The organism is Ruegeria sp. CDSC002, from assembly GCF_059610905.1.
Map to the genome: position 1 here is coordinate 87640 of NZ_JBXWOM010000006.1, position 17880 is coordinate 105519.

22 protein-coding genes are annotated in these 17880 nt (G+C 59.9%); 3 read left to right on the forward strand and 19 right to left on the reverse strand.

The features are described 5' to 3' along the window. The first annotated feature begins 14 nt into the window (after window positions 1–14). Window positions 15–1325 carry a pyruvate dehydrogenase complex dihydrolipoamide acetyltransferase gene (locus AC2FJE_RS12470; protein WP_282169357.1) on the forward strand — a complete coding sequence of 437 codons (1311 nt, stop codon included), beginning with the start codon at window positions 15–17 and terminating at the stop codon, window positions 1323–1325. 147 nt (window positions 1326–1472) lie between these two features. Continuing rightward, window positions 1473–1709 (forward strand): hypothetical protein, encoded by a 237-nt coding sequence (locus AC2FJE_RS12475; protein WP_058277512.1) that lies wholly within the window; start codon window positions 1473–1475, stop codon window positions 1707–1709. Window positions 1710–1715: 6 nt separating this feature from the next. On the opposite strand, the gene cysE is transcribed toward AC2FJE_RS12475, so the two are convergent. After that, window positions 1716–2525 (reverse strand): serine O-acetyltransferase, encoded by an 810-nt coding sequence (gene cysE / locus AC2FJE_RS12480; protein ID WP_058277511.1) that lies wholly within the window; start codon window positions 2523–2525, stop codon window positions 1716–1718. An 84-nt stretch (window positions 2526–2609) separates the two neighbouring features. Between cysE and AC2FJE_RS12485 the strand changes: the two genes are divergently transcribed. Beyond that, window positions 2610–2948: a TraR/DksA family transcriptional regulator gene (locus AC2FJE_RS12485; RefSeq protein WP_108860362.1), complete on the forward strand. Its 339-nt coding sequence runs from the start codon at window positions 2610–2612 to the stop codon at window positions 2946–2948. On the opposite strand, the gene AC2FJE_RS12490 is transcribed toward AC2FJE_RS12485, so the two are convergent. The 18 genes from AC2FJE_RS12490 to AC2FJE_RS12575 form a co-directional block, all read right to left on the reverse strand. Beyond that, window positions 2929–3225 (reverse strand): DUF7742 family protein, encoded by a 297-nt coding sequence (locus tag AC2FJE_RS12490; protein ID WP_108860361.1) that lies wholly within the window; start codon window positions 3223–3225, stop codon window positions 2929–2931. The genes AC2FJE_RS12485 and AC2FJE_RS12490 overlap by 20 nt on opposite strands. 7 nt (window positions 3226–3232) lie before the next feature. Continuing rightward, window positions 3233–7201 (reverse strand): baseplate multidomain protein megatron, encoded by a 3969-nt coding sequence (locus AC2FJE_RS12495; protein ID WP_496760997.1) that lies wholly within the window; start codon window positions 7199–7201, stop codon window positions 3233–3235. Beyond that, complete coding sequence (locus tag AC2FJE_RS12500; protein ID WP_282151488.1) at window positions 7202–7648, reverse strand: NlpC/P60 family protein; 447 nt, start codon at window positions 7646–7648, stop codon at window positions 7202–7204. After that, a complete protein-coding gene (locus AC2FJE_RS12505) occupies window positions 7645–8532 on the reverse strand; it encodes a phage/gene transfer agent baseplate hub protein (protein WP_496754414.1) in 888 nt (295 codons plus the stop codon). The genes AC2FJE_RS12500 and AC2FJE_RS12505 overlap by 4 nt, the downstream gene beginning before the upstream one ends. Continuing rightward, entirely contained in the window at window positions 8532–9164 is a 633-nt protein-coding gene (locus AC2FJE_RS12510) for a phage distal tail protein, Rcc01695 family (protein ID WP_496754416.1), read from the reverse strand. Before AC2FJE_RS12510 ends, AC2FJE_RS12505 begins: the two co-directional genes overlap by 1 nt. A gap of 16 nt (window positions 9165–9180) precedes the next feature. Beyond that, on the reverse strand, window positions 9181–9843 hold the full coding sequence (locus AC2FJE_RS12515; protein ID WP_496754418.1) for an RcGTA-type gene transfer agent tail tape measure protein: 663 nt from the start codon (window positions 9841–9843) through the stop codon (window positions 9181–9183). Beyond that, the gene (locus tag AC2FJE_RS12520; protein ID WP_496754420.1) at window positions 9830–10039 is read right to left on the reverse strand and encodes a rcc01693 family protein; all 210 of its coding nucleotides are present in this window, start codon (window positions 10037–10039) and stop codon (window positions 9830–9832) included. The genes AC2FJE_RS12515 and AC2FJE_RS12520 overlap by 14 nt, the downstream gene beginning before the upstream one ends. After that, entirely contained in the window at window positions 10036–10356 is a 321-nt protein-coding gene (locus AC2FJE_RS12525) for a gene transfer agent family protein (protein ID WP_496754422.1), read from the reverse strand. Before AC2FJE_RS12525 ends, AC2FJE_RS12520 begins: the two co-directional genes overlap by 4 nt. A 4-nt stretch (window positions 10357–10360) precedes the next feature. Further along, window positions 10361–10774 carry a phage major tail protein, TP901-1 family gene (locus AC2FJE_RS12530; protein ID WP_496696792.1) on the reverse strand — a complete coding sequence of 138 codons (414 nt, stop codon included), beginning with the start codon at window positions 10772–10774 and terminating at the stop codon, window positions 10361–10363. Between the two features lie 20 nt (window positions 10775–10794). Continuing rightward, window positions 10795–11208 carry a DUF3168 domain-containing protein gene (locus tag AC2FJE_RS12535; protein ID WP_496705212.1) on the reverse strand — a complete coding sequence of 138 codons (414 nt, stop codon included), beginning with the start codon at window positions 11206–11208 and terminating at the stop codon, window positions 10795–10797. Then, the gene (locus tag AC2FJE_RS12540; RefSeq protein ID WP_496705210.1) at window positions 11205–11543 is read right to left on the reverse strand and encodes a phage head closure protein; all 339 of its coding nucleotides are present in this window, start codon (window positions 11541–11543) and stop codon (window positions 11205–11207) included. The genes AC2FJE_RS12535 and AC2FJE_RS12540 overlap by 4 nt, the downstream gene beginning before the upstream one ends. After that, window positions 11540–12139 carry a head-tail connector protein gene (locus AC2FJE_RS12545; RefSeq protein ID WP_496754425.1) on the reverse strand — a complete coding sequence of 200 codons (600 nt, stop codon included), beginning with the start codon at window positions 12137–12139 and terminating at the stop codon, window positions 11540–11542. Before AC2FJE_RS12545 ends, AC2FJE_RS12540 begins: the two co-directional genes overlap by 4 nt. Before the next feature lie 169 nt (window positions 12140–12308). After that, the gene (locus AC2FJE_RS12550; RefSeq protein WP_496754427.1) at window positions 12309–13487 is read right to left on the reverse strand and encodes a phage major capsid protein; all 1179 of its coding nucleotides are present in this window, start codon (window positions 13485–13487) and stop codon (window positions 12309–12311) included. Window positions 13488–13521: 34 nt separating this feature from the next. Next, window positions 13522–14067, reverse strand: coding sequence for an HK97 family phage prohead protease (locus tag AC2FJE_RS12555; RefSeq protein WP_496754429.1), 546 nt, complete (start codon window positions 14065–14067; stop codon window positions 13522–13524). Between the two features lie 26 nt (window positions 14068–14093). Next, window positions 14094–14312 (reverse strand): GTA head formation protein, RCAP_rcc01685 family, encoded by a 219-nt coding sequence (locus AC2FJE_RS12560; RefSeq protein WP_108860356.1) that lies wholly within the window; start codon window positions 14310–14312, stop codon window positions 14094–14096. Further along, on the reverse strand, window positions 14305–15468 hold the full coding sequence (locus AC2FJE_RS12565) for a phage portal protein (protein ID WP_496754433.1): 1164 nt from the start codon (window positions 15466–15468) through the stop codon (window positions 14305–14307). Before AC2FJE_RS12565 ends, AC2FJE_RS12560 begins: the two co-directional genes overlap by 8 nt. A gap of 217 nt (window positions 15469–15685) precedes the next feature. Continuing rightward, a complete protein-coding gene (locus tag AC2FJE_RS12570; RefSeq protein ID WP_496754435.1) occupies window positions 15686–16321 on the reverse strand; it encodes a hypothetical protein in 636 nt (211 codons plus the stop codon). A gap of 172 nt (window positions 16322–16493) precedes the next feature. Further along, complete coding sequence (locus tag AC2FJE_RS12575) at window positions 16494–17864, reverse strand: DNA-packaging protein (RefSeq protein WP_496761062.1); 1371 nt, start codon at window positions 17862–17864, stop codon at window positions 16494–16496. Window positions 17865–17880: the final 16 nt, after the last annotated feature.

Below are 17880 nucleotides of genomic sequence, written 5' to 3' on the forward strand. Positions count from 1 at the left end.
GGAGCGACAGACAGATGCCTACAGAAATTCTGATGCCCGCCCTGTCGCCGACCATGGAGGAAGGCACCCTTGCCAAATGGCTGGTCAAGGAAGGCGACACCGTCTCGTCCGGCGACCTGCTGGCGGAGATTGAAACTGACAAAGCCACGATGGAATTCGAGGCCGTCGACGAAGGCACAATCGGCAAGATCCTGATCCCCGAAGGTACCGAAGGGGTCAAAGTAAACACCGCGATCGCGGTGCTGCTGGAAGACGGCGAAAGCGCGGATGACATTGCCGCAGCCCCTGCCGCTGCGCCGGCGGCTGCTCCTGCTGCTGCCGCGAGCAACGAGGCTGCCGCGCCAGCGGCACCCGAGGCGCCCGCCCCTGCTCCGGCTGCTCCGGCCAAGGCGGATGGCGGTCGGATCTTCGCATCTCCGCTGGCCCGCCGTATCGCGGCCCAGAAAGGTCTGGATCTGGCGCAGATCGCTGGTTCTGGCCCACATGGGCGGATCGTGAAAGCAGATGTCGAAGGCGCAACTGCAACTGCCCCGGCTACGGCTGCCGCATCCGCACCCGCCGCTGCTGCACCGGCAGCCGCCGCAGCTCCGGCCGGTCCGTCCGCGGATGCTGTTGCCCGGATGTACGAAGGTCGCGACTACGAAGAGATCAAGCTTGACGGGATGCGCAAGACCATCGCTGCCCGCCTGTCCGAGGCCAAGCAGACGATCCCGCATTTCTACCTGCGCCGCGATATCAAGCTGGACGCGCTGCTCAAGTTCCGCAGCCAGCTGAACAAGCAGTTGGAAGGCCGCGGCGTAAAGTTGAGCGTCAACGACTTCATCATCAAGGCCGTCGCCAACGCGCTGCAACAGGTTCCCGAATGTAACGCCGTCTGGGCCGGTGACCGGGTTCTACAGCTTAAACCCTCGGACGTGGCTGTCGCGGTTGCCATCGAAGGCGGATTGTTTACTCCGGTTCTGCAGGACGCCGACACTAAATCGCTGTCCGCATTGTCGACCGAGATGAAGGACCTTGCCGGGCGTGCCCGCGAGCGTAAGTTGGCACCGCATGAATATCAGGGCGGCACATTCGCGGTCTCGAACCTTGGTATGTTCGGTATCGACAATTTCGACGCCATCGTGAACCCGCCGCATGCAGGCATCTTGGCAGTGGGAACCGGGCTGAAAAAACCGGTTGTCGGCGATGACGGTGAACTGACAGTAGCTACTGTTATGTCGGTGACAATGTCTGTCGATCATCGAGTCATTGACGGTGCGCTTGGCGCCCAGTTGCTGCAGGCCATTGTGGACAACCTGGAAAACCCGATGGTCATGCTGGCCTAAGGAAAATCAGGGTCGCGCCGATACCAGACCGGCGCGACCCAACCGGATCACAACCGTCATGTGAGCGCTTGTGATCACCGCGCGTGTTGCGCCGGTTCCTACCCTCAACCACCTTGTCTGAATGAAAATCACGGACACAGGTGCCCTATGACTTCTACCTTTTCTGTAAACTGTTTGCTGGTTGCAGCCCTTGTGTTTGGTATGCCGACGGTTGCGGCGGCTAAGCCCAATACCTATCCGGGCGAACATTCCGCCTTCAGTTCTGATCCAGCCGAAACGGCTAAACGTGAAGCTGAACGCGCGAAAAGGAAAGAAGAACGAAAAAAGCGGCGTGAAGAACAGCGGCGCAAACGGTCGATCAAAAAGAACGACCGCTTGAACTGACTTGAGTTACTGGTCTTTGCCCAGCATGTGATCCATCGAGATCGAGGGTTGATCGCACCCGGCCTCTCCGACGATCTTCGCCGGTATTCCGGCCACGGTTTTGCACGCAGGCACTTCCTGCAGCACCACCGAGCCTGCAGCAATACGGCTGCAATGCCCAACTACGATATTGCCCAGAACCTTGGCACCTGCCCCGATCAGCACGCCATCGCCAATCGTGGGGTGGCGCTGTTCTTCTTCCTTGCCGGTCCCGCCAAGGGTCACCGAATGCAACATCGAGACGTTGTCGCCAACGATCGCCGTTTCACCAATTACGATCGAATGCGCGTGGTCGATCATGATACCTTTCCCGATCTTTGCCGCGGGGTGTATATCAATCCCGAAAATCTCGGACGAGCGCATCTGAAAGAAGTACGCCAGATCATAACGCCCCTTGCGCCACAACCAGTGCCCCACGCGATAGGCTTGCATCGCCTGATACCCTTTGAAGTAAAGGATTGGTTGCAACAGGCGGTGGCAGGCCGGGTCGCGTTCGTAGACGGCCATCAAATCCGCGCGCGCAGCTTCGAGCAGTGCGGGGTCGTCGGCGTAGGCTTCGTCCACGATCTCGCGCAGCACCATCATCGACATTTCGTTCGAGCACAGCTTGGCCGCAATCCGGTAGGACAGCGCCCGTTCCAGGCTACGGTGGTGCAAGATACAGGCGTGAACCAGCCCACCCATCAAAGGCTCAATCTCAACTGCCGACTGAGCTTCGGCGGTGATGCGATCCCAAACAGGGTCGACAGGGGTCACGTGGCTGCGCGTTTCGAACATGGCTTTTCATCCTTTGCTGCGCCTAGAATGCCATTTAGTTGTAAAATCACCAAACGCAAACCCGTGATCTGCAGGGCAACGAAAATGAATGAAACCCAGTTGGAGGATTTCGAAGCCCGTATCCGCGCGCGATTGGACGAATTGGCCGCGCATTCTGCGCTTGGAACCGAGGCACAGGCAGTTGTTGAACTGGACCAACAGGCAGTCGGGCGGCTCAGCCGGATGGACGCCCTGCAAAATCAGGCCATGGCCAAGGCTCAGCAAGCGAATCGTGATATCGAAACACGCCGGTTGTCAGTGGCCCTGACCCGGATCAAAGATGGAGAATTCGGGTATTGCGAGGATTGCGGCGAAGAGATTCCGGTTGGTCGTCTGAACCTTGATCCAGCGGCCAGCAAGTGCGTCAGCTGCGCATCCGGGTAACGCGGAATTGAACCAGGCATCGCAGAACCATCTCAAAACACTGGCAATATTGCAAATCGTCAAAGCTTGGCTCGTTGGCCAATGGCCGGGTTCGGGCCACTGTCATCAATGAGCCATTACCAAACAGCGGGTGTAGCCGGCCTGTATGGCCGACATAGATGTCGGCCAGTTCAGCTTCGTTGATCATTCTAGTGCACAGGCGTTCCCGGTCGGAAGGCGGCGCGTTTAGCAACACCCGCGCCGCGGCACTTACATCGCCGTGCAAAACAGGACGCATAACTGCCTTACCCAACCAGAAGACGTGCGGCGGGACCCGGCCCGTAGCTGGCTGAGATCTGTGCCACATCAACCTCGTAAGTGCCGGTTACGCCATCGGCGGCTTTCATCGTTGATGGGTATGTCCAGCGCGGCTCTGACGTAACCTGTTCGCGTATTACTGACCCGTTGATCCTGATTTTAACCAGATAGGATTCAGTCTCTTCCCCTAGCGGCACGTCAAATCCATCCCAGCCATCGCCGTCCAGCCGGGTTCGACGGATCCACGAAATTTCATCACCCGCTCCGATTTTTGCCAATTTGACATGCACCGGAGCATATGGCCGAAGTCCGTTGCCGTTGAAGGCGTGAACCTGGTGGAGGAAAGAAGGATCGTCATAGGCACGCGTTCCCGGCCCAATGCGATAATGTTTCGCCACCCGCCTTTCAGACCGCAACAGCCCGGTTTGGAAAACTCTTTCATCCAGCAAGACAAAAGTTGAACCTTCAGGCCAGGTGTCAGGCGTGACACTGTCCGTCCCCAATTGCCCGCGCAGGCGCCCTGAAAGGGCGTAGGTCCCCTGACCCACAAGTTCGGCGCTGGCGAACTGGAACAGTTCCCAGTTGCCGGGCGTCCCGTCCCCTATTGCGGCCAGATTGGCACCATTCAACAAAGCGTCGCGCGGGCGCGATTCCAGCAAGCCATCGACCAGCCTGACGCGCAGCGGCGCACCGTCGTCCCAAACCCCTACGCCGGCGCGCCGCAAAGGCGATTGAGTAAACCCGATGACGGCCTGTGCCGAGATAACCTCTTGCAAGGTATAATCCTCATCATTCACAGCCGAATACATTGCAGCGCCGCCGGGCCAGGGGTCGGCAGACACAGCCAGGTAAGGCGCATGCGGCACCTCTGAGCCGGTAATCAGCGGCAGATCCATGAACACTGGCAGAACCGGAACCGGGGCGACAAAGGGCTTGGTCGAGACTAGGTCATCAGGCAGATCAGACGGCGCGTATATTCCCGGTTCGATCCGAACGGCATCCGCCAATTGCATCTCAGCTTGTTCCAGTCGATCGATCCTGAAACGCGCACCCTGTCCGCCTTCATCCAGGCTGACGACATCCCCCGCGCCGATGTGCCCCAACGAAGGCGGCAGCGCAAAGCGCACGGTTTCGCGGGACACCCGCGCCTCGCTTAGCCACCGTTCCGCCGTCTGGCGACCTTCGGCACGGGTCATGGACAGGGGCATCTCGTTGACAGACACCGAATGCGTCCGCGTGTCGGGCAGAACGGACTCTTCCGCGACGATGTCATGATCCCCATCCGATTGAACAAAGCGCAAGCGCACCCGGCCAGTCATTTCAGCCTCGGCTTCGCGGCGATGTTCGATACCGGCCTCAATATCAGAGCTGAGCGCCAGATGTTCCTGTTCCAGCGCGATGGCGCGTTGCCCATTGCGCATCTGAAACCGCAATACGCCATCCCTCTCGATTGCATCGAAACCATAGCGCAGCATCAGCGGCTGCAACGCTGATCGCGCGTCTGAGACCTGTTCGATAGCATAGCCGCGCACCACACCATAAAGGCGTGACGTGTCGATGTCGGTCACCCCAGCCCCATGACAAATCTCGGTCACCACTGACGCCAGCGTGCGCGACCCCGACCGTCCGTTCAACCAATGCCCTCGTGCGTAATTCTCGCCATCACTCCACTGGCTTTGCAGGTTCGGGAAGGTTGGATACGGTCGCGCATCCCAGGCCCAGACATAAGCGTTGGACAGATCAATCATGCGGCCGCCGTAAGTATTGGAAACCGGGTTATTTTTTGCCTCGGACCAATAGCCCAAAATCGCCTTGAGATATTGCACCTGAATGAAATCATCCCGCAGACCGTTGGAATAGCGTGGCAACTTGGATTCCGAGGATTTCGGGTCCAGAAACTTGTTCGGCTGATTGGTGCCTTTGTCGATGGCCGCACAACCCAATTCCGTGAACCAGATCGGCTTGGACCTAGGCACCCATGCGGTCCGATTGGCTTGACGCACGCCGCCGATCCGTTCGTGATGCGGTTGCGACCACCAGTTGCGTATATCCTTGTATCGCCAGATCCAGGCCTCATCATGCGCCTGATCTTCGATCGCAGACCGGATCTGCGCTTTGGATTCCTCGGTCGAGGCGTAGTACCAGTCGTACCCTTCCCCACCTTCAACATTGCCGCGCAGGTAGTCCAGATCATAGATCGCATCTACGCCCGCTTTGGCGTCGACGTGATCCTCTCCGTCCCGCCAATCGGACAGCGGCATGTAATTGTCGATACCGACAAAGTCGATATTGTCATCGGCCCAAAGCGGATCCAGATGAAAGTACCGGTCGCTGCCAGCATCGACTGGTTTGTAACCGAAATACTCGCTCCAGTCGGCCGCGTAGCCGATTTTGGTGTCCGGCCCGAGGATATTGCGCACTTCCGCCGCGAGGATTTGCATCTGCGTCACTGCAGGAAACCCGGTCGCGCCCCTGATCTGCGTCAGGCCGCGCATCTCGGATGCGATGCAGAACGACGCTACTCCACCGGCTGCCTTGCAGAGCGCCGCATAGTGCAAAATAAAACGGAACAAACCCCATTCCTGCGGGCCGGTATAGGTGACGGTGCCATCGCCGACGACAAAGTTGCTTGCGCGGGCCTGGCCAAAGAACTGCGCAACCTGCGCATCGGCGCCGGCAGTCATATCCGGGGACCCGTTGCGGCCTGGTGCCTCGCTCAGCGTGATCCGCCCTCGCCACGGCAGGTGCGGTTGATCGGTGGCATCGGACCAGGGATCGGGCAGACCGTTGCCGCGCAACTGATCCATCAGGATGAAGGGATAGAACATCACCCGCTTACCGGATGAGTTCAGATGCCGGATCGCTTCGATTACGGACGCATCCGCCGGTGTCGCCCCATAGACAGGTCTATCGTTTTCGATCTGAACAATCTGGGCAGCCGCCCGGGATACGCCTGATACGCTCCACGGCATGTTCTCGCCATCAAACTCTTTGTGCAGGACCTTTGGCTGCACCTTGCAATGACCGCACCGCAGATCGTCGCCAAACCAGGACACGACGAGCGACACCGCATCGCAGGCGGGCAATTCAGCATTCAGCGCGTGGGTCGAGGTGACCAGATCGGAAACGCCCGAAGCCGAATGCACGTTCGCAGCCCAGCTTTGCCCCTGCCCTTTGGAATAATTCACCTGCCTGTTGGCCAGAGAATATTCGCCCGTACCCGGGATCATCGCCACGCCGCGCACGATCCGGGAAACAGCACCGAGTGTGTCGGGCAGCCCCGGCTGTTCCTGTCGGACAACTTCAAAGGAAAACTGCGGGACGCGGTTGCCGAATGCAGCAAGCTGTAGGTCCTCGATCACCACATATGCGGTGCCCCGGTACGCAGGGACCTGTCCGGTGCCCTCGACCGCCTCGATTAACGGGTCAGGCAATTGATTGTCAGTGCCCTTGTACAGGCGCACATTCAGCCCGGCGCGCTCAAGCTCTTCACCATCGGCCCAGATACGCGAGATGTCAGAGATCTGCCCAGCGCCCACGGCAATCGCCAGCGAGATCGAATAGCTGTAGGTATGCGTGGTCGTGGTTGTTGTGGCCGAACTTGGCCGCCGCGACCCTTTTCCGCCCCGCGTGGATTGCGTTGTCGTGCTGGTGCTGCGGGTTTCCAGAAAGTCCGACGCCCAGATGATCTGCCCACCGACACGCATACGTCCGAACACGGTAGTGACCGAAGCCCCCTCTCCGGTTTCGGTCAGGCGGAAACGATCCAGACGCCCGGTTTCGACAACCTCGCTGCCGCCACCCATCACAGATTGGCTCATCAGCCGCTGGTCGATGACCCGCCCCAACGTTGCGCCGACAGCCCGGCCAATAATTGCCGTGGAAAGACCCGCGACAGTGCCACCGATCGAGCCGCCAAGAGCAGCGCCTGCTGCGGAAAGTACAATCGTAGCCATTTACTTGACCTCCAGCGGGAATGCGAAACAGGCGACAACCCGGCGACGCCAAGGGTCGCTCAGGGCGTTTTCCACAACGCCGTGCCCGGAATATGCGTGAATGAACCGCGGGACCGCGCCGGTTTCGCTGACAACACCCACATGTTTGGCGACGCCACCATCGCGCATGCGGAACAGCAATACGTCGCCTGCTGCCAGTTCCGAGGGTCGCTTTGATGTCAAATTCCGGCGGGCCGCATCCCACATGCGTTCATCCCCCTGCGGCTCTGACCAGTCCATGCTGTAGCTCGGCACGGACTCCGGCTCAGCTCCGTACAGCGCGCGCCAGATTCCGCGTAGCAATCCCAAACAATCCGCCCCCGCGCCCCTGACGGACGCCTGATGCACATACGGCGTGCCTAGCCATCGGCGCGCTTCTGCAACTATATCCTGCCGGTCTATTGTCATCGTCTGCTGCCCCCTTTATTCGGTTTGTCTTTCTTAGGAACAGCCATCACCCAATCCTCGCCCGGCAAGTCCGGAAAACCTTGAAAATTTATGAGGTTGTTGAATTTTCTTCGACAGGTTTCCATGCGTTTGTCGCACCCGGCGGTTAGCCGGACTCGATCACCGACTGTCAGTCCGCCACTGATCCCCGTCCATAAGGTGACGTTGCGCCCGCCCGTGATACGCTCATCCTGTTTCACCGACGCCCAAAGACCCGAGGCCGTGCCGGAAATTACATCCAGACGGCCACGTTCGAACCATCCCATATCCGGCGCGTCCGCACCTTTCAGTTGAAGCACACTGCCCGCCGACAGGTTGAAGATCTCAGCCTCTGCCTGAAAACCGGCCGCTGCCACGTTGAATCGGCACGCATCGTCGCCTAGCACTGCGGTGCAAGGTTTTTGGTAAATCCGCCCCAAGGGCCGGTTCAGCAGATCCGTCAGCCCTCGCAGCTCAGCATGAAAGGCCCCGCCACCACGACGCATTTCCCCGATTGAACCACGAAACTGTAGAGTTCGTTGTTCGGGGTCTGCCCAGTTCACGAGCCAAGCGCGAACCTGAGCACCGTCAAACCGCCCGGCCTCAATGTCCTCTTCCCGGATTGCCGCATCGGACAGAGCGCCCATCGCTTCAGAGTTATCGATCGAAAGCCCGGTTGCCTGTTCGATCGCTGCTGCGGTCAGCCCCGAGCTTGCCTTGAAGACCAGCCCGTCAAAGCGCAGCTCCATATCATGATCGGTAAACCCATAGACCTGCCCATCCGTGCGCGTGATGGCCCAGCATCGACAGGTGGTGGTCATCCCGCTTTGCAGATGCTCCTGCAACCCCTGTGCATTACCGCCCATCAGACCCGCACCTCGACCACCGGAACGTTGGGCACGTCGCCTGCCTGAAAGCTGGCCACGCTGGTCTGAATCTTGTCGGTGTCAAAACGAACGGGCACGTCAAACTCGAACCCCGCCGTAATCTCGACGTCTTGCGGTGGCGCGTTCGTAAACGTGACCCGGCCCCGCGCCAGATCTACCTCGAAATCCACGCCTTCGCGCATTTCGTCCTGCTCAAGGCCAAGTTTGACGGTCCCTAGAACTGGTTTGAGGATCGGACGGACGTATTTGAACCCGCCAGAGTTGTAGGTTTTCAACAACTGGAACTCGGTCGTCTTTCCGTCGCCGCGTGCAATAACCTGATCGGCATTGTCTACCTCAGCCGTTGCTGCGCCCGACTTGAAGTCAGACCAATCTTTCCACCGAAATCCGAACATCTGCCCCTGCCGCGCCTCGAAGAACGAAATCAGCGCTTCGATATCGTCAAGCGAGCGCATCCCGAGCCCGGCATCATAGCGTCGCCTCGAATGGGCCCAGGGCGTGTTGCGTTCTTCAAACCCGTTGGCCAGTGTCACGATATCTGTGCGCCGCTCGGGGCCGCCAACCGAACCAAAGCTCAAGCTGGTGGGAAATCTAACCTCGTGGAAATTCATGGCCTGCTCCCTCAAGTTACCTGTTGCGATTGCCGCGCCCAAGTGCGCGGCTCATCTGCGCCGCAATCTGGCTTTGACTGCGACGGAACCCCTGCACGTCCGGGGTGGTGATGTTCATCACGACATTGACGGCACGCCCACCGCCCGAAGTGCGCACCCCAAGCTTACCGTCCGACCCGCGCGCCAAAGGCATGATAGCTTCGGGTCCGGCTTCCCCCATCAACCCGGTTCCGCCACGCATGGGAAATGTGGTTGGGCCGCTGACAACGCCGCCATTGGCGAAGGGCATCACCCGCCCTTGCGAAAAACTGCCGCCGTCGGCAAATGGCAAAAGCCCCTGCACCAGACCGCCAACGGTTCCGGCCAGCATCCCACCAAAATGATCCGTCACGGGCTTGATCGCTGCCGAATACGCGGTGCGGATCATTGAATTCTTCAAAACGTCCAGCGCACCTGACAGGTTCATCCCATCCAGCACCACGCCATCGAACGCTTTGCGCAGCCCGCTGGACATGCCGCGCTCCAGCATCGCGACATCCTTGCCGGTTTCCTCAAACGCCGCGCTGATCCGTTTCATCTGGCCGTCAAAAGCAGCCGCCATAGATGCCGCGTCGCCCAGCGAGTCACCCAGCGCATCGCCGCGTTCCTGCAAGTCGTCAAACCCGTCACGATCCGTCATCACGCTCTCCTTGTAATTTATCCGGATAGGCCTTCAGCATCGCATCCAGGCCAGCCCGGTTCATCGCCGGAAGCCCTACGCCCTGCCCCAACATCAGTTGCAATTCGGCTGGCGTCAGTCGCCAGAACTGATCTGGCGTCAGACGCAGACCGACAAGCGCAACCCGCATCAGGGCGGGCCAGTTGAACCCGCTCATGCCTGATCCGGCACCATGAAGGCCCGCGCCAACAACTCGGCTGCCGCACGCGCAGCTGCCATCGGGCCACCCTCGATTTCGGCGCTCAGCAGATCGGCGCGGTTGACGTCGCCGCCACCGCCGCGCAATCCGGCCACAATCAGCGCCAATACGTCACCACTGGAATAGGCTCCGCCTTCGAACCGTTGCACGAGTTCCACCAGCGAACCGGCGCCTAGCTCTTGTTCCAATTCCGCCAAAGCGCCCAGCGTCAGCTTGAGCACCCGCCGCTCTCCACCGATGGTCAATGCCACCTCGCCCGTCCACGGATTGGCCATCGGTTTACAGCGCCGTAAAGCTCAGCGCGCCCGCGCTGGCTAAACTCATCTCATAGGTCGCCTCGCCGTTGTGTGAGCCCGCATATTCGACACCTGTGACCTGAAACGGCCCGGCGACAATACCGAAATCCGGGATGATGACCTGAAAATCCGGTGTTTCGCCGTCAAAGAACAATTGCCGCGCGCGTTCATCAGTCCCGGCGTCCTTGAACACCCCCGAGCCGGATATCGACGCTGATTTGACCCCGGCACCCGATAGAAGTTCGCGCCAGCCACCCTGACTTTCCAAGCTGGTGACATCCACACTTTCCGCGTTGAAGCTGACGCGCGTGGCGCGCAATCCCGCGATCGTTTCGAACAGACCGCTGCCGTTCATATCCACTTTGACCAACAGGTCCTTGCCGTTCTGGGCACCCATATGCTCTCTCCGTTGATTGGTTAGTCGTCTTCCACGCGGGCGCGGAATTTCAGGTCGATCTGGCGGATCGCTCCACCGGTCCCGGTGCGCCGGGCTGATGCGCGCTCGAACCACAGGCCCACCACACGCCCGCGATCAAGGCTGGGCATGGCACCCTTCAGCGCGTCACACACAGCTCCTGCCAGGGTCTTGGCGGCCCCGAACCCTGCGGCTTCGGACACGACCGAAACCGTGAACCGATGAACCGCACCCCCGCCCGATCGGTCAGAGACATCACGAACCTCTTCTGGTCCCAGCGTCACATAAGTCTGTGGTACTGCTCCGGCTGGCAGCGCGTCATATATTGCGCCACCCGACAAATCGTTAACTTGCGCGTCCTCTGAAATCTGCTTGAACACCGCCGCCTGGAGGGCGGCTGAAACGCCATAGCTCATGCTGCCACCTCCTCATCCGCGAAACAGATCAGGTACTGGCCGCGCGGATCACGCTCAGCGACAGCGCGGATGACAAAGCGACGTGCGCCCTCAGCAAAGCGCTGATCCGGCGATGGCCGCGTGGTCGAACCGGTGGGCGCGCCCCGGATCACGATGCGATAGCCGACTCGCGAAATAGGGACACCAGCCACCTGCCGCTCGGACCCGCTGCGCGCGGTCACCTCGGCCCATACCGTGCCCAGCGGCACCCAGGTTTCGGTGTATCCGCCTGACCCATCGGCCACGCGCACCGGCGCCTCCAACTCCAGCTTTCTGTTCAACCGCGGCGCTTTCATTGCATCACCCCAGCGCCAAACCGAACTGTGCGATAGCGTTGGATCAGACTGGTAACGCCAAATGGCATGCACCCGGCACCCAGCGCTGTCTCGTCGCGGTATTCGTAATAATGCGCGGCCAGCAACAGCACCGCCTGCCCCAGATCGGCGGGCAACCCGCCCCAATCCGCTGCCATCCCAGCGGCAAAGACGATCCTGACAGAACCACCCTTTGGCATCTTCGGCATCAGTGGCCCCATTGGCCTAAGACGGGGACGCTGCGCATCTTTTTCCAACCGGTATCTATCCGGGGCGAAGACAGTCTCTGCGCCTTCTGCCTCAGCCAGCGTCACACTCTTGACCTCGGTGACCGGAGCCACCGGCAGCACCTCTCCCGACTGGTCTCGCCATACGGTCAGGCTCCAGGAAAAATCGCGCTCGATCAGAACCTTGCCAGTGCGCGCTTCGATTGCCGCAACGGCTGCGCGCAGAAATCCTTTCAGCACATCATCCTGTACGCTGTCTTCGGCAAAGCCCGTGCCCAGCCGCAGATGCGCCTTAAACTGATCCACCGGCAGCGCCGCATCCGCGATGGCGGTTTCTTCGATCAACATCATCCATTCACTCCGCAATCTCGGACCCCTCCGGGGGCCTCACTCAAGAAAATGACGGGCACGCGCCGCCCCACGTTGCTCGGACGGAGGGGAGCAGCTAGACAACGCAGGGGATCTCACCCCGGCCCGCGCCCGTGCCCGAAGGGCAAATGCCCCCCGGATCCGTCACCAATTAGGCGGTGCCGAATTTCACCAGCTTGATCGCGGCAAAGTCACTCACGTCACCGCCGACGCGCTTGGTCGCGTAGAACAGAACGTGTGGCTTGGCACTGAACGGATCGCGCAAGACGCGCAGATCAGGGCGCTCGGCAATGGTGTAGCCGGCCTGGAAGTCACCAAAGGCAATCGAGAAGCTATCGGTGCCCGCATCCGGCATATCCTCGGCAATCAGCACCGGATACCCCATCAGGCGCGCAGGCTCACCCGCAGCCAGACCGTCCGACCACAGGAAGCGCCCATCGCTGTCTTTCAGCTTGCGGATCACACCGGCAGTTTTCGAGTTCATTACAAAGGTGCCATTGACGCGGTACTGCGCGCCCAGCGCATAGACCACATCGACAATCGCATCCGCATTGACACCACCGTCAATGCCGGTCGGGACATAGCCCAGATTGCCCCAGGTCCAGACATCATTGTCGACCTTTGCATGGTTCAGAATGCCCTTGGGCTTGTCCGCACCATCGCCCGAGATGAACGCCGCCGCTTCGGCACGGGCAAACTTGTCAGCAATACGACCGGCCAGCCATCCCTCGACATCAAACGCGCTGTCATCCAGCAAACGTTGCGACGCCTTGGGCAGCGCGCTCAGCTCGTGCAGGGCAATCGAGATGCGATCAATCGACGGGGTCGCTGTCTCGGTGGCCGCCGAACTTTCATCCGCCCAGCCCGCGCCCACGTCGGTGTGGTCGATCAACACGTCGAACGAGTTTGCCTCGACATTCACCACCGACGCGATCGAACGGATCGAGGCCGTGGTTTTCAGCACCGACTTGATCATCTCGGCGGTTTGCGGATCGACCAGATAGCCGCCATCGCTGTTGACCGCACTGGACAGCGATTTGGCTTCCATATCAAGACCGCGCAGGCCGTCATCGTCACCGCATCGCACATAGGCGTCGAAAGCCTTCTGATGCGGCGCACCGTCCTCGATTGAAGCCGCAAGATGCGGGCGCACCGCGGTGATTGATTTACGATCCAGCATGGTCAGTCGCTCTTCTGTCTGTTGCAGTTTAGTCTTAATTTCAGCCTTCAGGCCCTTGAATTCGTTCACGAAGCCAGTCATCGCCTGCTTGACCTCCTGAACCAGGGGCACACCCTCTCCGGTCAAGGCCGGGGTCTCGGTCTTGCTCATCAGAACTTCCTTATTTGGGTGGGATTGAGGCGCGCTAGGTTCGCGCCAGCTCCTGCCGGGCATGATCAAACACCTCGGCAATACTGCGCAGGGTGTCCTCGGCGTCCGGGGTCGTCCCCTTTGCCGCCACCCGCGCACTGGGCAACATCGGAAAAGTCACAAGCGACACCTCCCACAGCTCCAGTTCGGTCAGGACCCGATGGCCCTTTTCATTTTTTATGGCTCGTTTGGTGCGATAGCCGATCGACAGCCCGTCAATGGCCCCGGCCCGGATCAATTCCGTGGCTTCACGACCTTTCTGCGTGCTTTCCAACATACGTCCCTTGACCCAAAGCCCGCGCTCATCCTCGCGCACGTCGTCCCAAACACCGATGGGCTGCGCCGGGTCGTGCTGCCACAGCATCTTGACCCGCTGACCTGCCGCCTTCAGTCCGGCCAACGACCTGCGATATGCGCCTTTCTGCACCACATCGCTCCCTTGATCGACCTGCCCAAACAGGCTGGCATAGCCCTCGATCACCGCGTCCTCGGTCACCGACAATCCATCGCTAAACCGCGCGAACTTGTGCTCTAAGTCCATGAACACCTCCTCATAAGTCTCTGAATTCATGGCGACACCACCAGAATTGACTGAAACGCTTGCGCCAGGATCACCGCAACGACTCCATAGACCGTCAACCACAGCCGTTTCTCCAGCCGCTCCATCATCTCTTCGATCTGATCCAGCCGCCTGCATAGATGCGCGTGCTGAATCTCGGCCACCCGTTCATGCGCAGCCAGACGCAGGCCCGGCGCACAGTCAAACGGCGGATACCCCTCAGCCATCTGCACGCTCCGGCAGCCCCAGCATCAAGCGTTTTTCAGCGTCTGTCAGGAACTCGGCACCGTTGACTCGCGCCCACTGCGCATCCCGCTCCGCTGACAGCGCCGGCACCTGATCTAGGTCGGGTTTCAACACCAGTTCTTCGCCAGTAAAGCCCGCCAGCCATTCCGACACCGCCGCCGCCACCCGCGTCACCAGGGGCAGAACGGTCAGGCGGTAAAACGCCCGGTTGGCCTCCTGATAGTTCGAATAGGTCGCGTCGCCTTGAATTCCCAGCAACATCGGCGGGACCCCAAACGCCAGCGCGATCTCGCGGGCGGCGGCTTCCTTGGTCTTTTGAAACTCCATGTCTGAGGGTGAGAAACCCATCGGCTTCCAATCGAGCCCTCCTTCCAGAACCATCGGACGACCTGCATTGCGCGCCCCGCGATAGTTCTGCTCAATCTCATCGGACAAGCGGCGGAACTGATCCTCAGCCATCACCCCATGGCCATCGCCACCCTTCCACACCAGCGCGCCCGAAGGCCGTGCCGCATTGTCGAGCAGCGATTTCGACCACCGAGACGCGCTGTTATGTACATCAATCGCCATCGCCGCCGCCTGCATTGGCGAGAACCCGTAGTGATCATCTTGCGGATGGAATGACTTGATATGACAGATATTTTCCGCTGCAAACCGATGTTTCTTGCCCCCGACGGCATAGTCATAAGCCTTGGGCCACCCATCCGCCCCGGGCACCACGCTCATCCGGTCCGAGCGCAACACATGCAGCTCAACCGGCAGCCCGTCTTCGGCCTGCACCGCCTCGACATAGGCATTGCCCGACAACAGCAACTGTCCGAACAGAGCCTCCATCAACTCCGCCCGCCCCTGCGCCGCATTCGGACGGCGCAACAAGCTGAGAATAGGGTGCACATCAAACCGTTGCGCCTGATCCTGCAGCACCAAAGGCAACGCCGCCGCCGCCTCAGCAATCAACTTGACCGAGCGAAACCCCACCGGGTTCCCCGCAAACCCCGTCCGCGTCAACGACACCGCATCCCGAGGGCTCCACGCCACGCGCCCACCCGTTTGCCATGCCACCACAGGCCCCGCCGCGCTCGCCTTCGCCTCGGGTGCGCTCCCAGCCGATCCACGACGCAAGAAATCGAATACCATCTGTGCTCCTTTCTGCCGCCGCTCTGCCCGGCTTGTTGAAAGGAGTTATGACGGAAAGAAGTTTAAGGCTTGGGAATGGGGCGTGCGGGGGGTGAGCAACGGGACCAACCTTGATCACGATCTACACGGCAGCAACTTCAACTTGAACCTATATGCGCCAAAGACGGAATTCGCGACATATGTGGCAATTGCAGGTTTAGGTGAGATTACTTGTTGTCTATTGCGTCAAAATAATCGCACAGACCTTAAGAAACACTGTCACCGTTGGGTAAATCAGAAACGCTGCACCCACAGAAAAGAGCATGAAACATGCCCAGCGCGCGGACTCAAAACGAGTATTTTGATAAGAGAACCACAAGGCAAGAATATCTCGATCATACATCTCGCTAGCTTTTGGACGGTCATGCTTTTTGTAGAAGTCGAAGGTTTCTTGGATACGTGTAGTATCTTCAGGCAAACTTATGTCCAGCGCTGCGCGGATTCGACGGTTAAACTCATGGTGAAACACCTTTGTGTTTTCAGCAACGTAGTCTTCAACATGCCAATACTTCTTTATCTCGTGTGGGCACAATCCTTGGAAAATCACGGTGGAGAGACCGATGGCAGAAAGAGCAATGTAGATATTCACTACCTTACGAAGCATAAACTCATCGTCGAGATTGACAAAACCACCATCGCTACAAACCGCGCTTTGAAATGCTGCACATGCCCATTCCATTGATGATCCTAACAGTGCAACAAATGCATCGTTAAAAATAACAAAATATCCAAAAACAGGGACGAAGATAGTTAGTTTCGCAAATTTCGAGCTGCCAAACGAGCGAAGCAACTCCCACGTTGGAGTGAACGACATTCAGGAATTCCTGCTTAAATATGTTGACTTACTTATTCAGGCTGTTGCCAAATTTGTCCATCAATTTGTACCCGAGCTTAATTCAGGTACAGACCGTCATACTATGTGCAGTATCGCGCAAAATGGATTAGAATTTTCCTCTTTATTTCTGTGGCTTGTCCAACGAGCGACTTCACAAACTCCGCACCCTAGGCCGCCGATAGGCCCCCGCAGGCCCCACAACCAGCTCATGCAGCGCCCAGACCAGCGCGTCGACCCGGTCGGGCGAGCCCTGCCCCTCGTACCCGCGCGCCGTCAACTGGCACATCTGTTCCTCCAGCGAGTCTAACCCGGCCACATGCGCCACGCGCCCCTGCTCGTAGAGCGCCGCCACAGGCTCGGCCCGCGCCACCTTGCCGCGCGACGCCCGTACCGCCCGATACGGGACCAGAGGGTCCACCTGCCGCACAACCTCTTCCACCAACTGCCCGCCCTGATTGACCTCGGCCACCAGCCGTTCAGCCCCGAACTCGTCCATCGCGTCAATCGCCGCCTTCGCCCAGCCCGCCGGGCCAACGCCCTGCACAGTCCGGTCGGCCAGCACATAGGCGCGCCACTCCTCGGGCGACCCTTGCACTTGTGCGCCGACCACCACGATCCCACAAGCATCCGCATTCAACCCCGCCGTCACCGCCGGGTCCAGCGCCACCACTATACGGTCCAACTCTGGTACATTTTCAACTCGCGCCGCATCCAGCATCGCCCCGGTCCACAGCGCCCCCTCGGCATCCGACAGCAGCACCCCGTCCAACTCCTGCCGCCCCAGCCGTGTACCCGCATAACGCGCACGCACCTCGTCCAAAAACGACTCCGCCAAATTGGCCCGGTTCGCCTCGGTCGGCGCATGGGTCTGCACGGTGGAGGGCGATGCCAGCAAGTCCTTCAAAACCTTCACATTGCGCGGCGTCGTGGTCACACAGACTCGGGGCCGTTCCCCCAACCGCAGCGCAAATTGCAGCATATCCCAGGTCTCGCCAGCCTTCTTCCACTTGGCCAACTCATCCACCCAAGCCGCATCGAACTGAGGCCCCCTCAGCCCTTCGGGATCATGCGCCGAAAACGCCTGCGCCTCGGCCCCGTTGGGCCAGACCAGTTTCCGTTCGGACGCCTTCCAGACAGGTCGCCGATCCGGCGGCGAGCATTGCAATATCCCGCTATCGCCAAAGATCATCACATCGCGCACCTGATCGAAGGTCTCACCCACCAACGCTACACAACGCGCCTCGCCGCGATCCAGCGGCAAAGACCCCTCGACTACCTGTCGCACCCATTCGGCCCCGGCCCGCGTCTTACCAGCCCCACGCCCCCCCATGATCACCCAGGACCGCCAATTGCCTTCGGGGGGCAACTGATGCGGCAGTGCCCAGAACTCGAACAGGAAAGGGAGGGCGCACAGCCCCCCCTCCCCGATCTCACTCAGAAATCTGTCCCGAACCGCAGCAGGCGCGGAGGCGAGCCAGCCTGCACCCAATCTCAAATCGAGCGCGCTCAAGGTCGAGCGCATACCCCCCTTGGGCAAT

Excerpts from the sequence above, each read along its gene's own strand:
- AC2FJE_RS12490 (WP_108860361.1), bottom strand. The coding sequence starts at position 3,225 with ATGCGTCCTGTTTTGCACGGCGATGTAAGTGCCGCGGCGCGGGTGTTG.
- AC2FJE_RS12560 (WP_108860356.1), bottom strand. The coding sequence starts at position 14,312 with ATGGCTGAGGGGTATCCGCCGTTTGACTGTGCGCCGGGCCTGCGTCTG.
- AC2FJE_RS12570 (WP_496754435.1), bottom strand. The coding sequence starts at position 16,321 with ATGTCGTTCACTCCAACGTGGGAGTTGCTTCGCTCGTTTGGCAGCTCG.
- AC2FJE_RS12565 (WP_496754433.1), bottom strand. The coding sequence starts at position 15,468 with ATGGTATTCGATTTCTTGCGTCGTGGATCGGCTGGGAGCGCACCCGAG.
- AC2FJE_RS12510 (WP_496754416.1), bottom strand. The coding sequence starts at position 9,164 with ATGAATTTCCACGAGGTTAGATTTCCCACCAGCTTGAGCTTTGGTTCG.
- AC2FJE_RS12575 (WP_496761062.1), bottom strand. The coding sequence starts at position 17,864 with ATGCGCTCGACCTTGAGCGCGCTCGATTTGAGATTGGGTGCAGGCTGG.
- AC2FJE_RS12540 (WP_496705210.1), bottom strand. The coding sequence starts at position 11,543 with ATGAAAGCGCCGCGGTTGAACAGAAAGCTGGAGTTGGAGGCGCCGGTG.
- AC2FJE_RS12495 (WP_496760997.1), bottom strand. The coding sequence starts at position 7,201 with ATGGCTACGATTGTACTTTCCGCAGCAGGCGCTGCTCTTGGCGGCTCG.
- AC2FJE_RS12535 (WP_496705212.1), bottom strand. The coding sequence starts at position 11,208 with ATGAGCTATGGCGTTTCAGCCGCCCTCCAGGCGGCGGTGTTCAAGCAG.
- AC2FJE_RS12555 (WP_496754429.1), bottom strand. The coding sequence starts at position 14,067 with ATGGACTTAGAGCACAAGTTCGCGCGGTTTAGCGATGGATTGTCGGTG.
- AC2FJE_RS12530 (WP_496696792.1), bottom strand. The coding sequence starts at position 10,774 with ATGGGTGCCCAGAACGGCAAGGACCTGTTGGTCAAAGTGGATATGAAC.
- AC2FJE_RS12505 (WP_496754414.1), bottom strand. The coding sequence starts at position 8,532 with ATGGGCGGTAATGCACAGGGGTTGCAGGAGCATCTGCAAAGCGGGATG.
- cysE (WP_058277511.1), bottom strand. The coding sequence starts at position 2,525 with ATGTTCGAAACGCGCAGCCACGTGACCCCTGTCGACCCTGTTTGGGAT.
- AC2FJE_RS12525 (WP_496754422.1), bottom strand. The coding sequence starts at position 10,356 with ATGGCCAATCCGTGGACGGGCGAGGTGGCATTGACCATCGGTGGAGAG.
- AC2FJE_RS12475 (WP_058277512.1), top strand. The coding sequence starts at position 1,473 with ATGACTTCTACCTTTTCTGTAAACTGTTTGCTGGTTGCAGCCCTTGTG.
- AC2FJE_RS12515 (WP_496754418.1), bottom strand. The coding sequence starts at position 9,843 with ATGACGGATCGTGACGGGTTTGACGACTTGCAGGAACGCGGCGATGCG.
- AC2FJE_RS12500 (WP_282151488.1), bottom strand. The coding sequence starts at position 7,648 with ATGACAATAGACCGGCAGGATATAGTTGCAGAAGCGCGCCGATGGCTA.
- AC2FJE_RS12470 (WP_282169357.1), top strand. The coding sequence starts at position 15 with ATGCCTACAGAAATTCTGATGCCCGCCCTGTCGCCGACCATGGAGGAA.
- AC2FJE_RS12485 (WP_108860362.1), top strand. The coding sequence starts at position 2,610 with ATGAATGAAACCCAGTTGGAGGATTTCGAAGCCCGTATCCGCGCGCGA.
- AC2FJE_RS12545 (WP_496754425.1), bottom strand. The coding sequence starts at position 12,139 with ATGATGTTGATCGAAGAAACCGCCATCGCGGATGCGGCGCTGCCGGTG.
- AC2FJE_RS12520 (WP_496754420.1), bottom strand. The coding sequence starts at position 10,039 with ATGAGCGGGTTCAACTGGCCCGCCCTGATGCGGGTTGCGCTTGTCGGT.
- AC2FJE_RS12550 (WP_496754427.1), bottom strand. The coding sequence starts at position 13,487 with ATGAGCAAGACCGAGACCCCGGCCTTGACCGGAGAGGGTGTGCCCCTG.